The organism is Roseinatronobacter alkalisoli (assembly GCF_028745735.1).
Classification (GTDB): domain Bacteria; phylum Pseudomonadota; class Alphaproteobacteria; order Rhodobacterales; family Rhodobacteraceae; genus Roseinatronobacter; species Roseinatronobacter alkalisoli.
The window spans coordinates 16,398-35,117 of sequence record NZ_JAQZSM010000032.1 but is presented as its reverse complement, the minus strand read 5'-3'; the positions used below and the strand labels follow the sequence as shown (position 1 = coordinate 35,117).

The 18,720-nt window shown below is 60.5% G+C and carries 19 protein-coding genes and 3 pseudogenes; 15 read left to right on the top strand and 7 right to left on the bottom strand.

The annotated features are described in order from the left end of the window. The first annotated feature begins 298 nt into the window (after nt 1–298). The 6 genes and pseudogenes from PUT78_RS20175 to PUT78_RS23740 form a co-directional block, all read left to right on the top strand. Nucleotides 299–1,759: a DUF6880 family protein gene (locus PUT78_RS20175; RefSeq protein WP_274354066.1), complete on the top strand. Its 1,461-nt coding sequence runs from the start codon at nt 299–301 to the stop codon at nt 1,757–1,759. 287 nt (nt 1,760–2,046) lie between these two features. Beyond that, nucleotides 2,047–2,874 (top strand): glycoside hydrolase family 25 protein, encoded by an 828-nt coding sequence (locus PUT78_RS20170; RefSeq protein WP_274354065.1) that lies wholly within the window; start codon nt 2,047–2,049, stop codon nt 2,872–2,874. A gap of 54 nt (nt 2,875–2,928) precedes the next feature. Continuing rightward, nucleotides 2,929–3,067, top strand: a pseudogene (locus PUT78_RS23885) (IS5/IS1182 family transposase); the annotation flags it as partial. 214 nt (nt 3,068–3,281) lie between these two features. After that, nucleotides 3,282–3,392, top strand: a pseudogene (locus PUT78_RS23745) (integrase); the annotation flags it as partial. Then, nucleotides 3,382–3,528, top strand: a complete 147-nt coding sequence (locus PUT78_RS20165) for a hypothetical protein (protein ID WP_274354064.1) — start codon at nt 3,382–3,384, stop codon at nt 3,526–3,528. The pseudogene PUT78_RS23745 and the gene PUT78_RS20165, both read left to right, overlap by 11 nt. A gap of 15 nt (nt 3,529–3,543) precedes the next feature. Then, nucleotides 3,544–3,717: pseudogene (locus tag PUT78_RS23740) on the top strand (MgtC/SapB family protein); the annotation flags it as partial. A 10-nt stretch (nt 3,718–3,727) separates the two neighbouring features. On the opposite strand, the gene PUT78_RS20160 reads toward PUT78_RS23740, so the two are convergent. Next, nucleotides 3,728–4,594: an undecaprenyl-diphosphate phosphatase gene (locus tag PUT78_RS20160; RefSeq protein ID WP_274354063.1), complete on the bottom strand. Its 867-nt coding sequence runs from the start codon at nt 4,592–4,594 to the stop codon at nt 3,728–3,730. Nucleotides 4,595–5,003: 409 nt separating this feature from the next. Between PUT78_RS20160 and PUT78_RS20155 the strand changes: the two genes are divergently transcribed. Next, on the top strand, nt 5,004–5,345 hold the full coding sequence (locus PUT78_RS20155) for a hypothetical protein (protein WP_274354062.1): 342 nt from the start codon (nt 5,004–5,006) through the stop codon (nt 5,343–5,345). Nucleotides 5,346–5,352: 7 nt separating this feature from the next. Here the strand turns inward: PUT78_RS20155 and PUT78_RS20150 are convergent, their stop codons facing one another. The 3 genes from PUT78_RS20150 to PUT78_RS20140 form a co-directional block, all read right to left on the bottom strand. Beyond that, on the bottom strand, nt 5,353–5,712 hold the full coding sequence (locus PUT78_RS20150) for a DUF6768 family protein (RefSeq protein WP_274354061.1): 360 nt from the start codon (nt 5,710–5,712) through the stop codon (nt 5,353–5,355). Then, entirely contained in the window at nt 5,699–6,241 is a 543-nt protein-coding gene (locus tag PUT78_RS20145) for an RNA polymerase sigma factor (RefSeq protein WP_274354060.1), read from the bottom strand. The genes PUT78_RS20150 and PUT78_RS20145 overlap by 14 nt, the downstream gene beginning before the upstream one ends. Nucleotides 6,242–6,674: 433 nt before the next feature. Further along, nucleotides 6,675–7,310 (bottom strand): TetR/AcrR family transcriptional regulator, encoded by a 636-nt coding sequence (locus PUT78_RS20140; RefSeq protein WP_274354059.1) that lies wholly within the window; start codon nt 7,308–7,310, stop codon nt 6,675–6,677. A gap of 116 nt (nt 7,311–7,426) precedes the next feature. On the opposite strand from PUT78_RS20140, the gene PUT78_RS20135 reads away from it, so the two are divergent. Next, nucleotides 7,427–8,503: an NAD-dependent epimerase/dehydratase family protein gene (locus PUT78_RS20135; RefSeq protein ID WP_274354058.1), complete on the top strand. Its 1,077-nt coding sequence runs from the start codon at nt 7,427–7,429 to the stop codon at nt 8,501–8,503. Continuing rightward, nucleotides 8,500–9,096, top strand: coding sequence for a class I SAM-dependent methyltransferase (locus PUT78_RS20130; RefSeq protein ID WP_274354057.1), 597 nt, complete (start codon nt 8,500–8,502; stop codon nt 9,094–9,096). The genes PUT78_RS20135 and PUT78_RS20130 overlap by 4 nt, the downstream gene beginning before the upstream one ends. Before the next feature lie 300 nt (nt 9,097–9,396). On the opposite strand, the gene PUT78_RS20125 is transcribed toward PUT78_RS20130, so the two are convergent. Together PUT78_RS20125 and PUT78_RS20120 are read right to left on the bottom strand one after the other, a co-directional pair. Next, complete coding sequence (locus PUT78_RS20125; protein WP_337994707.1) at nt 9,397–10,083, bottom strand: GNAT family N-acetyltransferase; 687 nt, start codon at nt 10,081–10,083, stop codon at nt 9,397–9,399. Nucleotides 10,084–10,201: 118 nt separating this feature from the next. Further along, nucleotides 10,202–10,741, bottom strand: a complete 540-nt coding sequence (locus PUT78_RS20120) for a hypothetical protein (RefSeq protein ID WP_274354056.1) — start codon at nt 10,739–10,741, stop codon at nt 10,202–10,204. A 168-nt stretch (nt 10,742–10,909) separates the two neighbouring features. On the opposite strand from PUT78_RS20120, the gene PUT78_RS20115 reads away from it, so the two are divergent. The 5 genes from PUT78_RS20115 (at nt 10,910) to PUT78_RS20095 (ending at nt 15,605) form a co-directional block, all read left to right on the top strand. Next, a complete protein-coding gene (locus PUT78_RS20115; protein WP_274354055.1) occupies nt 10,910–11,596 on the top strand; it encodes a DUF1353 domain-containing protein in 687 nt (228 codons plus the stop codon). A gap of 608 nt (nt 11,597–12,204) precedes the next feature. Then, nucleotides 12,205–12,360: a hypothetical protein gene (locus PUT78_RS20110; protein WP_274354054.1), complete on the top strand. Its 156-nt coding sequence runs from the start codon at nt 12,205–12,207 to the stop codon at nt 12,358–12,360. Nucleotides 12,361–12,551: 191 nt separating this feature from the next. Beyond that, on the top strand, nt 12,552–13,481 hold the full coding sequence (locus tag PUT78_RS20105) for a transketolase (protein ID WP_274354053.1): 930 nt from the start codon (nt 12,552–12,554) through the stop codon (nt 13,479–13,481). Nucleotide 13,482: 1 nt separating this feature from the next. Then, the gene (locus PUT78_RS20100) at nt 13,483–14,484 is read left to right on the top strand and encodes a transketolase family protein (protein ID WP_274354052.1); all 1,002 of its coding nucleotides are present in this window, start codon (nt 13,483–13,485) and stop codon (nt 14,482–14,484) included. Next, nucleotides 14,481–15,605 carry a RuBisCO large subunit C-terminal-like domain-containing protein gene (locus PUT78_RS20095; RefSeq protein ID WP_274354051.1) on the top strand — a complete coding sequence of 375 codons (1,125 nt, stop codon included), beginning with the start codon at nt 14,481–14,483 and terminating at the stop codon, nt 15,603–15,605. The genes PUT78_RS20100 and PUT78_RS20095 overlap by 4 nt, the downstream gene beginning before the upstream one ends. Before the next feature lie 15 nt (nt 15,606–15,620). Here the strand turns inward: PUT78_RS20095 and PUT78_RS20090 are convergent, their stop codons facing one another. Further along, nucleotides 15,621–17,657, bottom strand: coding sequence for a bifunctional aldolase/short-chain dehydrogenase (locus PUT78_RS20090; RefSeq protein ID WP_274354050.1), 2,037 nt, complete (start codon nt 17,655–17,657; stop codon nt 15,621–15,623). Nucleotides 17,658–17,753: 96 nt separating this feature from the next. Between PUT78_RS20090 and PUT78_RS20085 the strand changes: the two genes are divergently transcribed. Continuing rightward, nucleotides 17,754–18,719: a sugar-binding transcriptional regulator gene (locus PUT78_RS20085; RefSeq protein WP_274354049.1), complete on the top strand. Its 966-nt coding sequence runs from the start codon at nt 17,754–17,756 to the stop codon at nt 18,717–18,719. Nucleotide 18,720: the final 1 nt, after the last annotated feature.

The following is an 18,720-nucleotide window of genomic DNA, read 5'->3' as shown; positions in this document are numbered from 1 at the left end:
ACGCCCAGCCATGCGGCGCCAGAGCAACAAGCGCGGTCCCGGGGGTGACATCCCTCGAAAGTCCGCAGTGGCGCGATGCTATGTTCGCCCTGCGGCATGTGCATTGGTCGGGTTTCCGCCCTCTGCGTCGGGGGCAGCCCCGACTCCGGTCTCGGCCCTTAGCGGCCGTTGACTTCATCGTCGAGCGCTGCGGAGTAGCTTCAGGAGACCGGCCATTCATTCATAGCGCAACCAATACTTGCTTCTATGATCTGATATAGGCAGGTATTGGGGCAACATTCCGTTATGAGATATGCCCATGGCCCGCAACCCCGCCCTGTCCGCCGACAAGTTGAAAGACCTCGGAACTGACAAACTTGCGCAGCTGGTTTTCGAAGAAGCTGAGCGCAATGCCGGGTTCCGGCGGCAGGTCAAGGCTGCGTTGGCCGGGAAATCCGGCCCCGAATCCATCGCCAAGTTGATTGACCGGCGCCTGTCAGGGCTGGCGCGGGCAAAGAGCTTCATCGAATGGGACAAGGCCCGCGCCTTTGCCGACGATCTGCGCAGTCTGTCCGATACAATCACGTCCGAGCTTGGCCCTGCGGCCCCGGCGCTGGCTATCGACCGGTTGTTGCGCTTCATTGCCACCCATGAGCAGGTGTTTGATCGCGTTGACGATTCCTCGGGCCGCGTTCAGGACGTTTATTGTCAGGCGATTACCGCAGCCGGGGATCTGGCGCAGAACCTGAACGCACCCGATGCGGATCTGCTCCCCGACAAGATCATGACCGCCCTTGGTGAAAGCACGCATGGCTATCTGGTGGATGTGACCGACGCCGTGGCCCCGCATCTGCCGCAAAACAGTCTGGACCGCTGGGATGGTGATCTGAAATCTGCCATAGTCGAGAGGCAGACCGAGGAAGCAGCGCGTGAGGCGGATGGTTGGTTCTATTCCATGACGTCTCAATGGGCGAAGATGCGCCAGGTCCTCGCCTTGGCGCGGGGCGACCTCGACCTGCTCATTGCGCTCGAGGTCCAGAAGAAGCCGCATATGCAGGATACGTTGGGGATCGCCGCGCAGCTTTTGGAGGTCGGGCGTAGTGCAGAGGCGTTGGAATGGGTGCGCAAACCAGGGCGGCGCCCCTTTGGCGAGTCCGATGGTGAACTTTCGCCGGAGCGCGTGAGCCTTGAGGCACGCATTCTTGACGCCATGGGTGACGAAGCTGCCGCGCAGGCCCTGCGCTGGCGTTGCTTCGAGGCGAGACTGTCCGCCGATATTCTGCGGGATTACCTTAACCAGCTGCCTGATTTTGAAGATATTGAGGCCGAAGACCGCGCCCATGCGCTTGCGCTGGAAAAGGCAGAGCCGGAGATGGCGCTGCAGTTCTTCCTTGACTGGCCGCGCCTCGATCTAGTGGCAAAGCTGATCGTCATGCACCCGGACCGTTGGGACGGGGGCAAATGGCACATCCTGCCCAAAGTCGCGTCGCTTCTGGAGCACGATTATCCGCTGGCGGCGACGATCCTCTACCGGGCGCTCCTCGACGACATTCTGGATCGCGCACGGTCCAAGGCCTATGGCCATGGCGCGAAGTATCTTGGGAAACTGGGCCTGCTGGCCCAGGAAACGGACCCCACTCGCCCCAGGTCAATGATCGATCACACCACCTATCTTGCCAAGCTGAAGGAAGCTCATCCACGCAAATCAGGATTTTGGATGCGAGTCGGCGATGAGGAGCCAGAGACACCACAAACCAGTGGGTACCGTAGGCCCACGTAGTTCAGGGGATGACGGCCCATTGCTGACCTTGACCACCGAAGCTTCGGTGCAGCTTTGCAAGCTTAGTGTCCTACGTCGTGGTGTGGGTTTAGGCGGCGGAGTTGATGACCGGCGAAGTTCTGTTTTGAAAGCCGGGTGATGCATCCCACGAGTCCCTTTTCTGTTGCACCGCCAAGCGTTTTGGTTACGTGCATCTCGCGGATGTGATCTGCGCCATGCAGTCGCTTCGTGACATTGCAATTCAGGCTTTGCAAAGTTGGCGAAAAAATAGATGGGCAGGAAAACGCATGCGCTTGGCACTATCCCGGTTTTTGAAACTTTCACTGCCGCTGCTGCTTTTGGCCTGCGCCAGTCCGGGCCGTCAATATTACAGCGCCCCACCCGGCGTCGCGCGGGCAGCAGTGCCGGTGATATCGGAAGCCCGCCCTGTCGAGATCAGCTTTCCAGCCTTTGGCGATAGCAAACCACATCCGTGGGACGGGCGCGCGCCATCCGCCTATGCGGTTCACGGGATCGACGTGTCGCGCTGGCAGGGTGACATTGACTGGCTAACAGTGCGCAAGGCGGGCATTTCATTTGCCTTCATCAAGGCGACGGAAGGCGGCGATCACATCGACCCAGCGTTCAAGGATAACTGGCAGGGTGCTGCGCGCGCCGGGATACCGCGCGGGGCCTATCATTTCTATTTCTTCTGCCGCCCTGCCGAAGAACAGGCACGCTGGTTCATCCAGAATGTGCCACGCTATTCTTCTGATCTGCCCCATGTGCTGGATCTGGAATGGAACCATCAATCGCGCACCTGCCCATACCGACCCGGCCCGGCCGTGGTGCAAGCAGAAGCTGCGAAGTTTCTTGATATTCTGACAGCCTATTACGGCCAGCGACCTGTCATCTACACGACGGTGGATTTCTATCGTGAAACGGGGATCGGCAATCTGCCGGGAACCGAATTCTGGTTGCGGTCCGTCGCGGGCCATCCATCAACCGTCTATCCCGGACAGCGTTGGGCGTTTTGGCAGTATACCAGCACCGGTATTGTCCCCGGCATTCGCGGGCCTGTGGATATCAATACTTTTGCCGGTTCGGTAAATAACTGGAACCGTTGGCGCAGGTAGTAGTAATAGTGATGTTGATGGCGGGAACCAGAGCGGTCATATGTTTGATCTTCTCTGGCTGAGCTGAGCGATGCGCAGGCGGTGTTTGGCACCCTGTTTTCCGAAGTCTGCTGGAAAGCCACGTGTAGACGATCTGCGTGTCTTGGGTCGGATTATTTTCTTCAATAGCAATGCATTGTGGTTGGGTGATGCCTGTCGCTTTTCACGATCGCTGCGGTTTCTACACCGCCCTACGACGGTCCGCCCACGACGAAGCTGGTTTCGCTGCGCGCAAAACCGGTCCGGAACTTCGCGGGTAGTTTGGGACTCGGAGCCGACCTCGGAGGCAGCGCAGCATCTTGTGATACAATGATCCGTCAACGTCGGGTTGTCGATGTGGGAGGGTATGGCGGATCGGAGGATCAGTCATGCAAACACCAAACTTACCGGCCATTCGCACGCTTCGCCCCGCTTGGAACAAAGGCCGCATCGTCGGTCAGAAGCGACCGCTCAAACCAAAACACATCTGTGATCTTCGTCAATCAGGCGCTGCGTCCGATTGTGGCCCGGCTGAACGGCCAGCCGCTGGATCAGACCGAGCTAAACCGGAGCTACCGCGTCGAGATCATCTGCAAAGGCAGTCAGGAAGCGTATGTGCGCGCGCTGATGCTGTAAGGCTTAGCTGAGAAAGGGCTGCACCTCACCGCGTTGAAATCGGAAAACATCGAGGATACCGATCGGGTCGAGGTCATGGCTGAACTGAATGCCGAAGGTTCATCCGACAGCGGGATGGAGCAGATCGTCGGGCGTCTGAGCCTTAAGCCCGCCGTGACTGCCGCGCGATGGCGGGTCGCGACCGCCTGACCCTCGCCGCTCAGATCACCCCGTCAAGCACTCCGAAGCCGATCAACGCAGCGATGCAGATCAGATAGACTGAGAAGACCTTGAGTTGCGCCTTGAACAGAAGCGCCAGCACGAGGCGCAGCGCGATCGTGCCGGATATGGCGGCGACGATGAAGCCCGCGAGCATCGGCCCGGCACCGATGCCTTCGATCCCCTCGCCGCGATAGACTTCGACCCCCTGCAACAGCCCCGCCGCAAGGATCGTCGGGATCGCGACCAGAAAGCTGTATTCGGCGGCCCAGCGGCGCTTCAGCCCGGTGAACAACCCTGCGATGATCGTAATGCCGCTGCGGCTGATACCCGGAATCAGCGCCAGCGCCTGCGCCACGCCGATGATCACCGCGATGCGGGGTCCGATGCTTTTGATGCCCAAAGGGCGTTTGCCCAGCCGGTCGGTCAGGAACAGCAGGATCGCGGTGATGAGCAGTGTCACAACGAGAATCTGCGGCGATCCGAACACTGCTTCAAATGAACGTTTCAAGAGCAAGCCAAGCACGCCCGTGACGCCGACAGTGATCACGCCCATTAGCATGAGTTTCGAAAATGGCCCCAACCCGGCGGACTGGTCTTTTGGTCGGAGCATCACCAGAGTTTCGCTCACTGTGGCGCGCATCAGGGTTCTAAGGCTCTGCCAAAACACGACCGCGATGGACACCAGCGTGCCGACATGCACCACCAGATCGAACAGGATCATCGCCGCGCTCTCCGGCGCGGGCATCTGCGACCCGCCCGCGATCATCAGATGCTGTGTAAGCACCAGATGCGCGGTGGAACTGACCGGCACGAACATGAATATGCCCTGCACCAGCCCCAATACAATTGCTTCCAGATAGGTCATCGATGGCCTTTCGCTGCTGGGTGGTCATGTTGTTGTCTTCCAGCAGCCGTAGCGAAAGCGGGCGCTCCCTGAAAGCCACTTTTGTTCTGGAGAGCCGGGATTTGATTATAACCATCGAGATGTTTCAGAGGTATCTCATTGGGCCGTCGTTGCCCTCCCCCCCGCCCATGCGGTGGCGATGTTCATTTATCTCCTGAGGCCGCCATGCCGCGCTGCTGTCAGGTCACTTTAACTCTGCCACATCGGTCTGATGGCCGAGCATACTGCGTAACAAACGAAGGGCCGCTTCAGTTGGCTGCTGAGGCGGCTCTGCCGCATCGCCGCAAATGTCCGCCGATGCTGTTGAAAAACTCACCATCGCGCTCAGGATGGTCGTTTTGCTAGGAAACCATCCCTGGCAAGGGTGTTTATGGAAACGGCGTTTTCAGAGCAGCATCGTGCGAGAACAAATTTCCGATTTTTCAGGATGATTCAGGCCCTGCAGAGTTTTTCAACAGAATACTCCGCCTGCATCGGGGGCAGCCCCGACTCCGGTCTCGGCCCTTTGCTGTCGGTCGGGCGATCAGCGACGCCGCAGCGCGGCTTCCCCGAACCGGTCACTCAGGATTACCGCAGCTTTTTTGGTATTGGTGTGTCAGCAGTGCGGGACGGAGCGGGCGTTCGCGGCACGTTCAGGGAAGCCTTTTGCAGTCGCGGCATTGCTGAAATGGCGAGCGGAAACGATCATTCGATGCGCTTATTCACCAGGTGAAGAATCTCTAATTCTTCACCGCGAGACGCAGTTCAAGCCGTCTTAATGCAAGTATCACCCGGTTGGCCTGCATATGGGGCATCAGCGCGAGCTTCATTTGCGTGGCTAGGATCATCAGCGTTGCCGCTGACAAACCCCATTTGATCGCGGACAACTCTTCAGTCGCGGCAAAGAAATTCCATCCAGCCCAGATCGCGATCAGAAACATCGCAGTCTGCATGACCAACATCACCCAGGTCACCCAACCCTGTGGGCCTCGCATCGTGGAGAATGCAAGCGAGAAGAAGCCCGGTTCACGCGCGTCTTCCGGTAAACCGAGATCATCTTCTGCAAGGGCCTCGGCGATACGGCGGTCAAATTCGTCCATGATCGTCTCCTTTCATCAAGGCCCGCAAACGGGTGCGGGCGTGCATAAGCCGGGTCTTCACGGTCCCCGGCGGAACGGCGAGCGCGGTGGCGACCTCGTCCACCGACAACCCCTCCAGATAGAACAGTGCCAACGCCGCCCTCTGCCCGGCGGGCAACTCGGCAATGGCGGCGCGCAGGTCGGGCGGGTCGGCGCCGGGCTCATCAGCGGCGCGGGTCAGTTCGGCCGCAGTCTCGCGCGCCCGGACGCGGCGGACCACTTCGCGAGCGGCGGCACGGGTCACGATGGTCAGAGCCCACGGCAAGAACGCTCTGTCGTCGCGCAGGGCAGGCAGGCTGCGTATGATAGCCGCCCAAGCCTCCTGCACCAGATCGCACGCAGTTTCGGAATCGTCCGATAACCGCCGGGCATGAGCAAACAGGCGCGGGCCAGCCAGATCGACCAGCGCGCGGAAGTCTCGCGACCGGCCCATTCGCGCCCCGGCGACATGCAGCGCCAGCAACGCGCGCAGTTTCTCGCGCCGATCCATCTTCGTCCCCCTTTCACCCTTCAGGTGCTTCTTAGGCGACAAAAGGTTCACTCATGAGAAAAATATTTGGAACGTATCTCTCAATTCGTCCAGCAGTTACCCAACACGAGCTGCCGTCCGTGTGCGTGGTTAAAGCCAGCGCTGCACAACTCATCGAAAGACAACTCTAGGCCGATCATGTTGCCGCACCTACGAAACGGCGCAAAATGCTGCGATGTGCATGAATGTCACCAATGGGCTTCTCACGTCGAGCTGCGTCGCACCATCGACCTCACGACACTCCTGCCTGGACCGTGTCAGCACCGTGCCCGGCCCGTAGCGGACGTTCGCAAATACTCAACCGCAGCTGTGCGCCTGTGGTTTGGGTAGGTACTCTCGGCAGACCGTGCTGCTGGTCGGCATGGGTCTGTCGTCGAACTTGCTCTAGGCCGAGTTATTCGTTCTGGCTCTCCGCCTGAACCGTGCCGACCTGGATGCTTCCTGCAACGAGACCACCGACAACCAGGCCCATCAAGGTCTGCAAGCCTGCCTCCTGATCCAGTCCGGCCTTTGTCGCGGCCTCTACATGCGCGGGATGAACAAACACTATAAAGGCGTCGCGGACGGCGCCTGCAGCCGCGTCGAGATCCATCGTGCGGAACTCCCCCCGCGCGACGCCGTCGGCGAGGATGAGGCGGAGGAGGCCGGTCATGCGGCGTGCATAGTCCGAAATGAGATCCGGACGTTCCTCCACGATGCGGCGATACAGGGCGTGCATCTCTGGATCGTCGGCGAGTTTGGCGCGCTTGCTGCGGTGGAGCGTCAGGACAAGGGCTGCCAGCCGCTCGGCAGCAGGAGCATCCGCCTTGACGAAGGCGTCGGCAAGCGCGGCTTCCTCGGCCATCGTTGCGGCGGCGAGTGCGTCGAAGATTTCGGCTTTGGACCGGAAGTGTCGGTAAATCGCTGAGTGCGAAAGGCCCATGGCCTGGGCGATATCGACCACATTTGTCTTCGCCCCACCAAATCGGCGGATCAAATCCCTGGCTGTTTCCAGGATGCGGTCGCGTGGGTCAGAGGCGTGGCTTTCCATGTGCAAAGGTCTAGGGCAAGGGTTGGTAAAAGGCAACATGTAACAGATTTCATTTTTTGTATTGTGTTATATCCTTTAATCTGCAATGTAGCTCTTGCAAGCAAGGGAGCTCCGCCATGACACCGATTTCCGACAGTCCTACTCGCCGCACCGCCCTCGTCACCGGAGGGTCCGGATTCGTCGGTGGCCATCTCATCGCGCGCCTTCTGAAGGCCGGTTGGCAAGTCCGCGCCATTGGCCGGTCGGCCTCGAGCCGGGCCGCCGTTGCTGCGCTGGGGGCCGAGCCGCACCACGCTGACCTTTCCGACCCCGCCGCGATCGAGCGGGCGATGGAGGGGGTGGACACGGTTTTCCACGTTGCGGCACATTTCAAGCTCTGGGGGCCGCTCCGGGTGTTTCGTGCGATGAATGTCGATGGCACTCGCAATGTGGTGACCGCCGCCGAGCGCACGGGTGTCAGGCGCGTCGTCTATGTCAGCGCCGCAGCCGTCGTCATGGGACATCCCGAACCGCAGCAACGTGTGACCGAGGACCTTCCCATGCAACGCATGGGATTTGCACCCTATTCTGCCAGCAAGGCCGACGCCGAAGAACTCCTGCGGGCGGCAAGCGGACGCCGCAAGGGCCTCTCGACCGTCGCGGTCCGTCCGCCCTTTATCTGGGGGCCGGACATGCCAATGCTCGACCATATGGTGGAGACTGTGAAGGCCGGGCAGTTCCGGTGGGTGGCTGGCGGCGGGCAGTCTATGTCAACCTGTCATGTCGAGAATCTGTGCCACGCGCTGATCCTGGCGGCCGACCAGGGACAGGACGGCGCTGCCTATTTCGTGTCGGACAATGTCGACACAACCCTGAAGTCCTTCCTGACGCGCCTTCTGGCGACCCGCAGCGTCCAGCCGGGCAACCGCGCCGTCCCCTTCGGGATCGCCTGGACGATGGCGGGCATCATGGGCGCAGTCTGGCGCCTCCTGCGCCTGAAGGGCGAGCCGCCACTCACCCGGCAGATGCTGCGGCTGATGGGCAAGGACTTCACGGTCGACATCTCTCGGGCGCGGAAAGATCTTGGATATGCGCCGGTCCTGTCACCCGACGACGGGTTGCGCATGATGGCACAGCCCGCCTTTCACGCCTGCGGCAGCGCCAGCGCAACCGGGTTGCGACAGGACGCCCTGAACGCTTCGGCTGAAGCATGAGCGGTCCCGAGCAGGCGATGCAAGCAGGCGACACGGCGCGCTTCCTGCGGGCGTGGCTGGCCGACCCCCTGGCCATCGCAGCGGTCGCACCGTCCGGACGGACATTGGCGCGGCTCATGACCGCAGGGATCGGGCCCGAAACCGGCCCGGTTATCGAACTCGGGCCCGGAACGGGCGTCTTCACGCGGGCGTTGCTGTCCCGAAGGGTTGCGCCCGAGAACCTCTTGCTCATCGAGCGTTCGTCGGCCTTCACGCTGCTTCTGCGCGAAAGATTTCCGGATCTGGACATCGTCTGCGACCTTGCACAAAGGCTGGACCACCATGCGAGGGCGCGGCTTCCGGGATCTCCCGGCGCAATCGTCTCGGGCCTGCCACTTCTGGCGATGTCACGGTTGGACCAGCAGGAGATACTCACTGCGGCGTTCAGCGCATTGCGTCCCGGCGGAACATTCGTCCAGTTCACCTACGGACACGTCCCGCCAGTGGACAAGGCCGTGGCGAGGGGACTGGGGCTGAGGTTCGACTGCATTGGCCGCACACTCCGCAACCTGCCGCCGGCCTCTGTCTACTCAATCCGTCGCATCCCGACCTGACGGAGTCAGTTCAATCCCGGGCGCATGAGCGATCTGAGACCTCGGCGCCCGGCACGCGTATGTAATTGGAAGCCGACCCACCCAAAAACTCTCTTCATATGCGAGAGGCAGGGAAGCTGAATATACCACGGACCGCTTTCCGCCCTCTAGGTCGGCGGTGCTGCAAGAACGAAGGGTCATCAGGTGGATGGCGTGAACGGCAGAAAGGTCCCGCTTAGCCGACACACGAGCGCCGTTGGCAAGTGGGGCCAACCCGGGGTTCAGCGTTGCGTCTGGACCGACGAAAGGAGTCAGAGGCCGTCATTCAGTGCCAAATTTCTCCAGTTTCCATTCCAACCCCGATCGCACGCTCGGCCATTCAGATGGAAGGATGCTGTAAACACAGGTGTCACGAAGACTGCCATCAGCCATGCGCGTATGCTGGCGCAGTATACCGTCAAGCTTGGCACCCAACCGTTCAATCGCACGTCGGCTCTGCTGGTTCAGGAAGTGGGTGCGGAACTCGACAGCGATGCAGCCATGGGTGTCGAAAGCATGTGCAAGCAGGAGAAGTTTCGCTTCGGTATTCAGCGGGGTTCGCTGAACACGCTGTGCATACCACGTCGATCCAATTTCCATCCGTGGGCCCTGCGGGGTGATGTTCATATATGTCGTCATACCGACGGCTCGGTTTGTGGCACGTTCGATCACCGCAAATGGTAGCATCGTGCCCGCCGCCTGAAGGCCCAGGCGACGCTCAATTTCAGCGGCCATCGCCGCAGGCTCTGGTATGCTGGTATACCACAGACGCCAAAGCTCGCCGTCCTTGACCGCATCGACAAGCTCATCATGGTGGTGGCGTTCCAAGGGAACGAGCTCAACATAGCGCCCCGTCAGAGTGGTAGGCTGAAGTTCTATCATCATGAATTCCTGCGATTTCTCAGCAGTATGGAAGAAAATCGATAGGAAAATCAACTGCAATGATCCGCTTTCTTCGGAGGGTTTCATGAGGGGTCATGTCCACCGCATCCTTTCGCGAAACAGGATGGCGGCTCGCCGGGTGCATGACAATCCGCCGCGCCCAGCTTCCGCGCCGGGCTGTGAATAATTTACGGAATGGGGGCTGTTACGACGCGGTCGTCCGCTGCGTCTCGAAGGGTTCGGCGGTGACCGGATCGATCTGCTGGATGATCAGCTTGGCATTGACCCACCGCGCGGCGGCACCTGCCACAAACCATTTGCGGGATGCGTCCAGATCAAAGCGTGCGCGGCGCCGCCCCGGCCCCGGCTCGACCGCCGCTGTCAACACAGCAAGCATGTCATCAACCCGGTAGAGGCCGCCTGCGATCGGCAACGGCATCTCACGCTGTTGCAATGCCTGGCGCTTCACATTCAACTTCTCCGCCACTTCCGCGAGGCTCACCAGGTCCGGGCGCACTTCATCAAGTTTCGAACCGGCGGTCAGGCCTTTCAGGATCATACGCGCTGCCGTCAGGACGACACTCTCGGCATCCTCTCCCTCGGCCTCAATCTCAACCCCGAGCAGGCGCGGGTTGCCGGTGCCGATCACCGCATCTTCATACCCGGCTTCGAAGACGGCATCCGAAAGGGCATAGGGATCATGCGGGACTTTTCTGTCGTTCGCTGCGGGTGAAAAGAAGTCCATCGCGGCGGCTTCTTGGTCTGTTCAGGCCAGTTCCAGAAGCCTGCGCGACCGCAGACGCCGCTCGGTGCGGAAAAGGCTTGTTCGGCGGGCAGGTTCAGGCGATCTTCACGTCAGTCGGCATGCCACTTGGGGTATGTCCGTTTGGGGCCCAGAACCAAGAGGCGCAGAATGGAAAAGATGTTTTTACTCCTTGTTATAATTGTATTTTCTAGCCACCCAGCAAGGGCTGAGTTCTCTGGTCAGATTGTATTGTTGCCACCGGGCTGTCAGAAAACCGCGCAATGTACTCTTGGCGACAATTTCGGGTATATCGACAAACAAAACATCGGGTGGGAGGCCGATAAAGGTGATGTCACCGATGGCGCATCGATTCCCAGATGGGCGCAGTTCTTTGCTGGGGAACCGTTTGAGGAGACATACCTTCCTGCAGCGATACTGCACGATCACTACTCGAAGTCTGTTCGGCCTGTGCGTGGCTGGTATCAAACACAGAAAATGTTCTATGAAGTGCTGATCGCCAGCGGGGTTTCAGAAAGCAAAGCAGCGATCCTTTATGCAGGAGTGCTGATCGGTTCAGGGAAATGGCTGAAAGCGAAAGCGAGTAAGCCTTGCCCAACCATTACTGGCGTGGCTTGCATAAATTTGGAAGGCGTCGAGGATGAGGTGCTTATCATAAAATCACCGATATTTGGTACACCCAGACACACTGAGCTTTTCGAGCAAGCCCGAGCAGAAATACTGTCGCAGGGTCTTTCCGCACCTATACCTGTTGTTGAACTGCTCCGGAGGCTGATGCCTGATGACATATTTCTTACAAACACAGATGGAACACTCGGTGGTGCTCAGGAATTCTAAACGTGGTTGCGCCAGCTTTTCTTTCATCCGCTCGGGTTTTCGTGCCCGGTCCCCTAGAATTTGCATAACCGTGCCGAGGGCAAAGTCTGGGATGGTGTTATCTTCCTTGTTGAACAGTGCAGCGCGGGACATCAGGCAAGACGCGATCTGCGCGCGCGGTTGATCGTCAGAGCGAGCGCGGATCATGTCGTCTATGGTCGCCTGATCTGCCGTAGTTTGAAGGTCCGCAAAGTCACGGCTGAAGACGTCATGGGCAATGCCCCCTTTAATAGGCACGAAAATCAACAAGTCGAATGGGCTAAGAAACCGACATTCCCCAAGTGGCGTGCCGACTGACGTGAAAAGCGCTAGAATCCTTCTATTGGGCAAGGTTTTTCGCGCGCAGCGGCCTCTGCGGTCGCGCGGGCTGCTGGAACAGGGCGGATCAGACCGCGAAGCCGCCGTGTTCTGGCTCGGCGGTAGTGTTTTTCAGCGCAGCGGGCAGACCTGTCCTGCCGCTTTCGTTCAGTTTGGGCGTGGATCGCGGTCATGCGCATCACGGCGGCGGAACGAGCAAATGACCGTCCGCTCTGGGCCCCCACGTCGAGCTGCTTCGCAGGATCGAACTCATGACGCTCGCGGATCGTGCCAACGTCGTGATCGGCCCAAACCGACCGGTCGGTATTTTGCATGGGGTTCGTCAAAGCGGTCGCTCAGGAATGGCGCAGCATGCGACAGCAGCCAGCCTCATTGCGGATGATCACGAAGGATACGGGATGCGTTGAGAGTTCATCATACAGGGCAGGAAGCCGACTGCGAAGTAGTGACATTGCATTCGCAGCATATTGCGGGAGTGATCGTCCGCCATCGACAATGGCGGACGCCTATACTCACCGCTATATTACAAAAGACAGACGACATTGACTTTTGTTTGTGTTCGTAGTTATCTCCGATGCAGAACAGTAAGGAATTTACAATGCGCAACGCCCCCAGAAGCGAAGATATCGCCTCGGCTATTCGCCGACGCGTGTTTGAACATGCCATGCGCAACAATGGCGGTTATCTGTCACAAGCCTGTTCTGCCGCCGAGCAGCTTGCATTTCTGTATAATGAGGCGCTGACGCTTGGGCCCTCAACCATGCCGATGATCCCACCGCCCTTCGGGGGCGTGCCGTCTGCACAGAACCCTGACTATGTGACAGGTGCAGGATATAACGGCCCCGCCGCACCTGAATATGACCGCCTGTTCATTGCGCCCGCGCATTACGCGCTGGTGGCCTATGCCTGCCTGATCGAGGTTGGCCGCATGGCCCCCGAAGGGCTGGAGATGTTCAATCAGGATGGGTCTTCGGTCGAAATGATCGGGGCAGAGCACAGTCCCGGCATGGAAGTGCATAACGGCACGCTTGGCATTGGCCTCTCCACGGCGGCGGGCCTTGCATGGGGGCGCAAGCGGCGCGGCGAGCGCGGCGAGGTCTGTGTTTTCATGTCGGATGGCGAAGTGCAGGAAGGTCAGACATGGGAAGCCGTGCAGGCCGCCACACATCATGAGATCGGCAACCTCTGGGCGCTGATGGATGTCAATCGCCAGCAATGCGATGGCGCGATGGATGATGTAATGAAGGTGGGCGATATTGCCACCAAGCTGCGCAATTTCGGCGCTGTCGTGGCCGAAGTTGACGCCCATGATCTGGATGCGCTGCGTCAAGCGAAGGCCACGCCGCATGACGGCCAGCCGCTGATAATCCTTGCCCATTCCTCGCCCACCAAGGGGATGGACTTCCTGATGCGCCGCTTCCCGCGCCTGCACTATGTGCGCTTCAAAACCGCTCAGGAACGGGACGAAATGAATATCGCGATTGCACGAGAGCTGGGGATTGATCCCATCGTGCTGGAGGATCACTGAGATGGAAATGGTTAATCGCCCCTACGCATCGGCATTTGAGGCCTATGCTGTCCAGCACCCGGAAGTGCTGTGTCTGTCCGCCGATCTGACCTCGAGTTGCGAGATAGATGGTTTCCGCGACCGCCACCCCGATCAGTTCCTGTCGCTGGGTATGGCCGAACAAAACATGCTGTCTTTTGCGGGCGGGTTGGGGCTGGCAGGGTTCCGGCCCTTTATCCACAGTTTTGGCGTATTTCTGTATCGCAGGCCCTATGATCAGTTGATGGCGTCCATTGCCTATCCGCGCCGCAAGGTGCGTCTGATGGGCTTTCTGCCGGGCATCACCACACCGGGCGGCATGACCCATCAGGCGATCGAAGATATCTCGGTCATGCGGACAATCCCGAATATGACTGTGCTGGAAGCAGGCGATGCGACCGAGGTAGAAAGCATCGTCGCAGAGGCAGATACGGTCGATGGCCCGGTCTATTGTCGTATCTTGCGCGGCTCTGTGCCACGCCTGTTCAACACGCCCCTGCGCATCGGTCAGATGCGGGTCCTGGCCGAGGGGGATGATGTTCTGGTCGTAACGGCGGGCATCGCAACCGAGGAAGCAATGCGCGCGCGCGCGGCACTCGATGCGGCGGGGGTGGCGGTGCGGCACCTGCATCTGAGCACGCTCAAGCCCTTTGACGCGGCGCAGATCGTGGAACATGCAGCCTCTGTCCGGCATGGTGTGGTGACGCTGGAAAACCACCTCGTGGCGGGGGGGGTCGGCTCGATGGTGGCCGAGGCTCTGGCCGAGGCGGGTCTGGCCCGCAAGCTGGTGCGGCTGGGGCTTCAGGATACCTATGCACATGGTGGCTCAAAGCCCTATCTGATGCGCTATTACGGGCTGGACGCCCTTAGCCTTGTGCGTGCGGTCGAGCGGGTGACCGGGCAGGAAACTGGCATCACGGAAGAAGCCCTTTGCGCAGTGCGCGTGGATGCGGTGCATTCCGCTGTCAAGGCAGAGGCGCTATGAGCCGATTTCGCGTCACCTACCGTATCTTTGCGGCGTCGCTCGCCGAGGCGCGGGCGCGGGCGGAAGCGATCGCGCTGGAACAGACAGTGGAAATCCCCCGTGATGTCGTCCCGGCGGGCTATATTGAGGACACGATCCTTGGTCGGATCGAAGAGATCGGCCGTGAGGGCGACAGCCAGTTTCGCGCGACGCTCAGCTACAGCTCTGACAGTGCCGGGTCGGAATTCACCCAATTTCTGAATGTCGTGTTCGGCAATTCGTCAATCCAGCGGGGGTTGCGAGTCATGGGCGTCGATCCCGGAGAGGCGATCCTTGCACGCCACAAGGGCGCGCGGTTCGGGATAGAGGGGCTGCGGCGCTTGTGCGGTCGAGCACAGGGCGGGCTGATCGCACCCGTCATCAAGCCGCAGGGGCTGGGCGCAGATGCGCTGGCAGAGATTTCCTATCGCAGCGCGCTTGCCGGGGCGGATATCGTCAAGGAAGATCACGGCATCACCGATCAGCACATGGCCCCGTTTCGTGAACGGGTCGTGAAGATCGCAGCCGGCGTGGCACGCGCAGCCGAAGAAACAGGGCGCCGCGCGCTCTACTTCCCGTCGGTCGCAGGGCATCCGTGGGAAATCCGCGACAATCTGCGTTTTGCCCGCGATGCCGGTGCGGACGGGTTCCTGATCATGCCGGGGCTTCTGGGCTTCGGGCTGATGCACGCGATTGCCAGTGACCCTGATCTGAGCCTGCCAGTGATGGCCCATCCAAGCTTCCTTGGACCCTATGTGCTTTCCCCCGATACGGGGATCGATCACGGCGTTTTGTTCGGTACGTTGCAGCGCCTGGCCGGTGCCGATATTTCGGTTTTCCCCAATGTCGGCGGGCGGTTTGGCTTTACCGTCGCGCAGTGTCAGGCGATTGCCGAAGCCTGCAGCGACCCGATGGGGCCGGGCGTGCCGATCCTGCCGTCGCCCGGTGGTGGCATGAGCGTCGAGCGGGCAGGCGAGATGGCGCGCATGTATGGGTCGGATGTTGTCTATCTGCTGGGCGGATCGCTCTTGCGGCTTGGCGCGCAGATCGGCGACGGTATCACCGCGATGCGGCGCGCCGTGGACGCGGCTGGCGCGCAGTGATGGCCCCCTGCGCGTCTAGCGCAGGGAGGCTTCGATATTACCGCCATCCACTGTCAGAACATGCGCCGTTGTGCGGTCTGACAGCGCCAGCGCCACAAAGGCATCGGCCACATGGCGCGCTTCCACCTCGCGCTTGAGCAGATTTCCCGACAGGTAGTCATCTTCGGTCAATCCGCGTGCCTTGGCGCGCGCTTCGATCATGTCATCGGTCAGCAGGCCAGAGCGGATTCGGTCGGCATTGACGCCATTGACGCGAATGCCCTCGCCGCCCAACTCTAGCGCGAGTTGCTTGACCAGAAACAGCGTTGCGGCCTTGGGCAGGCCGTAAGCCCCAAAGCCCTTGCCCGGATTGACCGCCTGTTTCGAGACATTGAACAAAAACTGCCCGCCCCGCGCTTGCGCCCGCAACACACGCGCGGCGGCTTGCGCGAAGGCGACTGGCGCAAAGAAATTCAACTCGAAACTGGCACGCAGGGTGGTGTCGGGCAGCGTGGCCATGTCGCCTGTCAGGGCGGCACCTGCATTTGAGACAAGAATATCCAATCCCCCGAAACTGTCTATACATGCCCCGATCGCCTGATCTGCCGCGCCTGCCGCCGTGATGTCGCAGGCCAGCGCGCAATGATCGCGCCCCATGCTGGCGCGCAACGCCTCTACGGCCTCTGCCTCACGGTCGATCAGCATGAGCGATGCGCCCTGCGCAGCAAAAGCCCGCGCGATGGCGGCACCAATTGCGCCCGCAGCACCTGTCACCAGCACAATGCGCCCTTGCAGTGCGGCGGGTTTGCCCTTGCCCAGCTTCGCCTGTTCAAGCGACCAGTATTCCATATCGAACAGGTCCGCTTCGGGGATGGGGTGAAACCCGCCCGAAGCCTCGCTGTCGCGCATCACGCGTAGGGTTTGCTCGCCAATGTCTGCCGCAATGCGCGCGGCGGATTTCGTGGCCCCCAGCCCGATCAACCCGATCCCTTCGGCCCAGACCAGGCCGGGCACAGGGGCCAACATGGTTTTTGCGCCCCCAAAGCGCGGGTTATGGCGGTCGAAATAGGCGCGGTAGCGCGCGGCGTAAGCGTCCAGCGCCTGCCGCAATCCGTCCGGGCTCTGGTCAGCTTTGCGCAGCACGAGCGGGTGACCCTTGGTGCGGATCACATGATCTGGTGTCGCAACCCCGCGCGTCGCCAGCACATCCAGATCAGGGCGGGCGAGAAAGCTCATAACATCACCGCTTGCCCGTACATCCATCACGGGCATGGCGGCACCGTCACCAAGCGTCCGGGCAATCACGGCGCGCAGTCGCGGCAGGGCCTGCGTGCGTTCGTCAGCGGGCAGCGCTGCGGCAGGATGCAGCGGCGCAGGGCGGCGCTGTGCGAGCCAGCTCTCGACCGCGTTGGTATGGGCGATCAGACGGTCATAGGACGCTTTCGCGCTCTCGCCCCACGTGAAATGCCCATGATTGACCAGCAGCAACCCTTCGGCTTGCGGATTGGCCTCAAACACCTCTGCCGCGGCCTTGGCCAGCACGAACCCGGGCATGATATAGGGCACCAGCGCCATGCGGTCGCCGAAAATCTCGCGCGTGGCTTCAGCCACTTCGGGCAGATTTGCCAGCGCCAGAAACGCCGTTGCATGCGTGTGATCGATATAGCGCGGGGGTAACCAGGCATGCAAAAGGGTTTCCACCGATGGGTTGGGCGCAGTGCTGTCAAGCAGGTTTGCACGCTGCACATTCACCATCGCCTCGTCCGAGAGCGCATCAAGCGCGCGCAACTCCATAAGCGGGTCCAGCCGTACCGCAGGCAAGCCGGCCGCCTCGATGGTTTCCAGATCCCACCCCGAACCCTTGACATGCAGCACGTCAATCTCGCGCCCCATCACATCGCGCCCGCGCAGCTTGACCGAAGTATTGCCGCCCCCATGCATGACCAGATCAGGGTCTTGCCCGATCAGGCGCGATGTGTAGACCCGCAAGGCAAGTTCGCGCGCCATCGGGTCTGTGCCCGCTGCATCCTGAAATTGCTTTGCCTGCTTGTCCTGCCAGAGATTTGCGATCATGCTGTATCTATCCGTCTTCGCCCTGTGTGTGATTGACAATGGGATAGGCTTGCACAAATGTCAAACCATCTTGGCATTAGTTGAATTGGGGTGAGAATGGGGATCACACGACGCAGGACCGCTGGCCAGATCACAGGCGAGAATGTCATCATCGAAGTCGCCTGGATGTATTATCAGGAAGGGCTCAACCAGAAGGAAATTGCAGAGCGGCTTGGCATATCACGTGCGTCAGTCGTCAATTACCTTGCCGACGCGCGCGAAAGTGGGTTGATTCGCATCTCGATGGCAGCCGAGAGCTTCACGACGCACCGATTGGCACTGGAGTTATGTGCTCGTTTCGGCCTGCAAGCGGCCTACGTCGTGCCAGATGAAGCCGCTAGCAACGATGAGGACAGGTTTTACCGGGTTGTCCGGGGTGCGGCGGAATGGCTGCCGGACCTGCTGGCCCCTGATGACCGGCTGGGCGTGGCTTGGGGCCGTACAGTCTATGATCTGGCCACTGTGCTGGAACAGCAGAACCTGCCTGATCTGGCCGTGATTCAACTCGTCGGCTCCATGTCCACCCCATATGGTTTCACAGCCGAGGCCTGTTCAACGCGACTTGCCCAAAAGCTTGGGTCACACTGCCACAACCTGCATGCACCCGCAATTCTGAGCCGAGCAGACCTCGCCCGCGAACTCCGCGCCGAACCGATCCTGAAGGCACAGCTTGACCAGTTTGGCCATATCACGAAAAGCCTGTTCTCCGTCGGCACCTGTCAGCCGGACAGTCATGTCGTCGGGGCCGGGGTGGCCACGCGAGACGAGTTGGCCTGGTATGTGGCCCAAGGGGCCGTCGGTGTGGTGTCGGGGCGCTTCATAAATGCACAGGGCCAGGCGATCCCCGGCCCGCTGGACGAGCGGATGATCGGGGTCGAATTGAGCGATCTGATCGGTTTACAGGCCGGCATCCTCATCACGCCCGGCCATGACAAGGTCGCTGCCACCCGCGCCTGTATCGCGGGTGGCTATGCGACCCATCTTGTCACCAGCCTCAGTGTGGCGCAAGCGCTTCTGGCCTGAC

Coding starts and splice junctions, on each gene's coding strand:
- PUT78_RS20175 (WP_274354066.1), top strand. CDS start 299: ATGGCCCGCAACCCCGCCCTGTCCGCCGACAAGTTGAAAGACCTCGGA.
- PUT78_RS20170 (WP_274354065.1), top strand. CDS start 2,047: ATGCGCTTGGCACTATCCCGGTTTTTGAAACTTTCACTGCCGCTGCTG.
- PUT78_RS20160 (WP_274354063.1), bottom strand. CDS start 4,594: ATGACCTATCTGGAAGCAATTGTATTGGGGCTGGTGCAGGGCATATTC.
- PUT78_RS20155 (WP_274354062.1), top strand. CDS start 5,004: ATGGAAACGGCGTTTTCAGAGCAGCATCGTGCGAGAACAAATTTCCGA.
- PUT78_RS20150 (WP_274354061.1), bottom strand. CDS start 5,712: ATGGACGAATTTGACCGCCGTATCGCCGAGGCCCTTGCAGAAGATGAT.
- PUT78_RS20145 (WP_274354060.1), bottom strand. CDS start 6,241: ATGGATCGGCGCGAGAAACTGCGCGCGTTGCTGGCGCTGCATGTCGCC.
- PUT78_RS20140 (WP_274354059.1), bottom strand. CDS start 7,310: ATGGAAAGCCACGCCTCTGACCCACGCGACCGCATCCTGGAAACAGCC.
- PUT78_RS20135 (WP_274354058.1), top strand. CDS start 7,427: ATGACACCGATTTCCGACAGTCCTACTCGCCGCACCGCCCTCGTCACC.
- PUT78_RS20130 (WP_274354057.1), top strand. CDS start 8,500: ATGAGCGGTCCCGAGCAGGCGATGCAAGCAGGCGACACGGCGCGCTTC.
- PUT78_RS20125 (WP_337994707.1), bottom strand. CDS start 10,083: ATGAAACCCTCCGAAGAAAGCGGATCATTGCAGTTGATTTTCCTATCG.
- PUT78_RS20120 (WP_274354056.1), bottom strand. CDS start 10,741: ATGGACTTCTTTTCACCCGCAGCGAACGACAGAAAAGTCCCGCATGAT.
- PUT78_RS20115 (WP_274354055.1), top strand. CDS start 10,910: ATGGAAAAGATGTTTTTACTCCTTGTTATAATTGTATTTTCTAGCCAC.
- PUT78_RS20110 (WP_274354054.1), top strand. CDS start 12,205: ATGACGCTCGCGGATCGTGCCAACGTCGTGATCGGCCCAAACCGACCG.
- PUT78_RS20105 (WP_274354053.1), top strand. CDS start 12,552: ATGCGCAACGCCCCCAGAAGCGAAGATATCGCCTCGGCTATTCGCCGA.
- PUT78_RS20100 (WP_274354052.1), top strand. CDS start 13,483: ATGGAAATGGTTAATCGCCCCTACGCATCGGCATTTGAGGCCTATGCT.
- PUT78_RS20095 (WP_274354051.1), top strand. CDS start 14,481: ATGAGCCGATTTCGCGTCACCTACCGTATCTTTGCGGCGTCGCTCGCC.
- PUT78_RS20090 (WP_274354050.1), bottom strand. CDS start 17,657: ATGATCGCAAATCTCTGGCAGGACAAGCAGGCAAAGCAATTTCAGGAT.
- PUT78_RS20085 (WP_274354049.1), top strand. CDS start 17,754: ATGGGGATCACACGACGCAGGACCGCTGGCCAGATCACAGGCGAGAAT.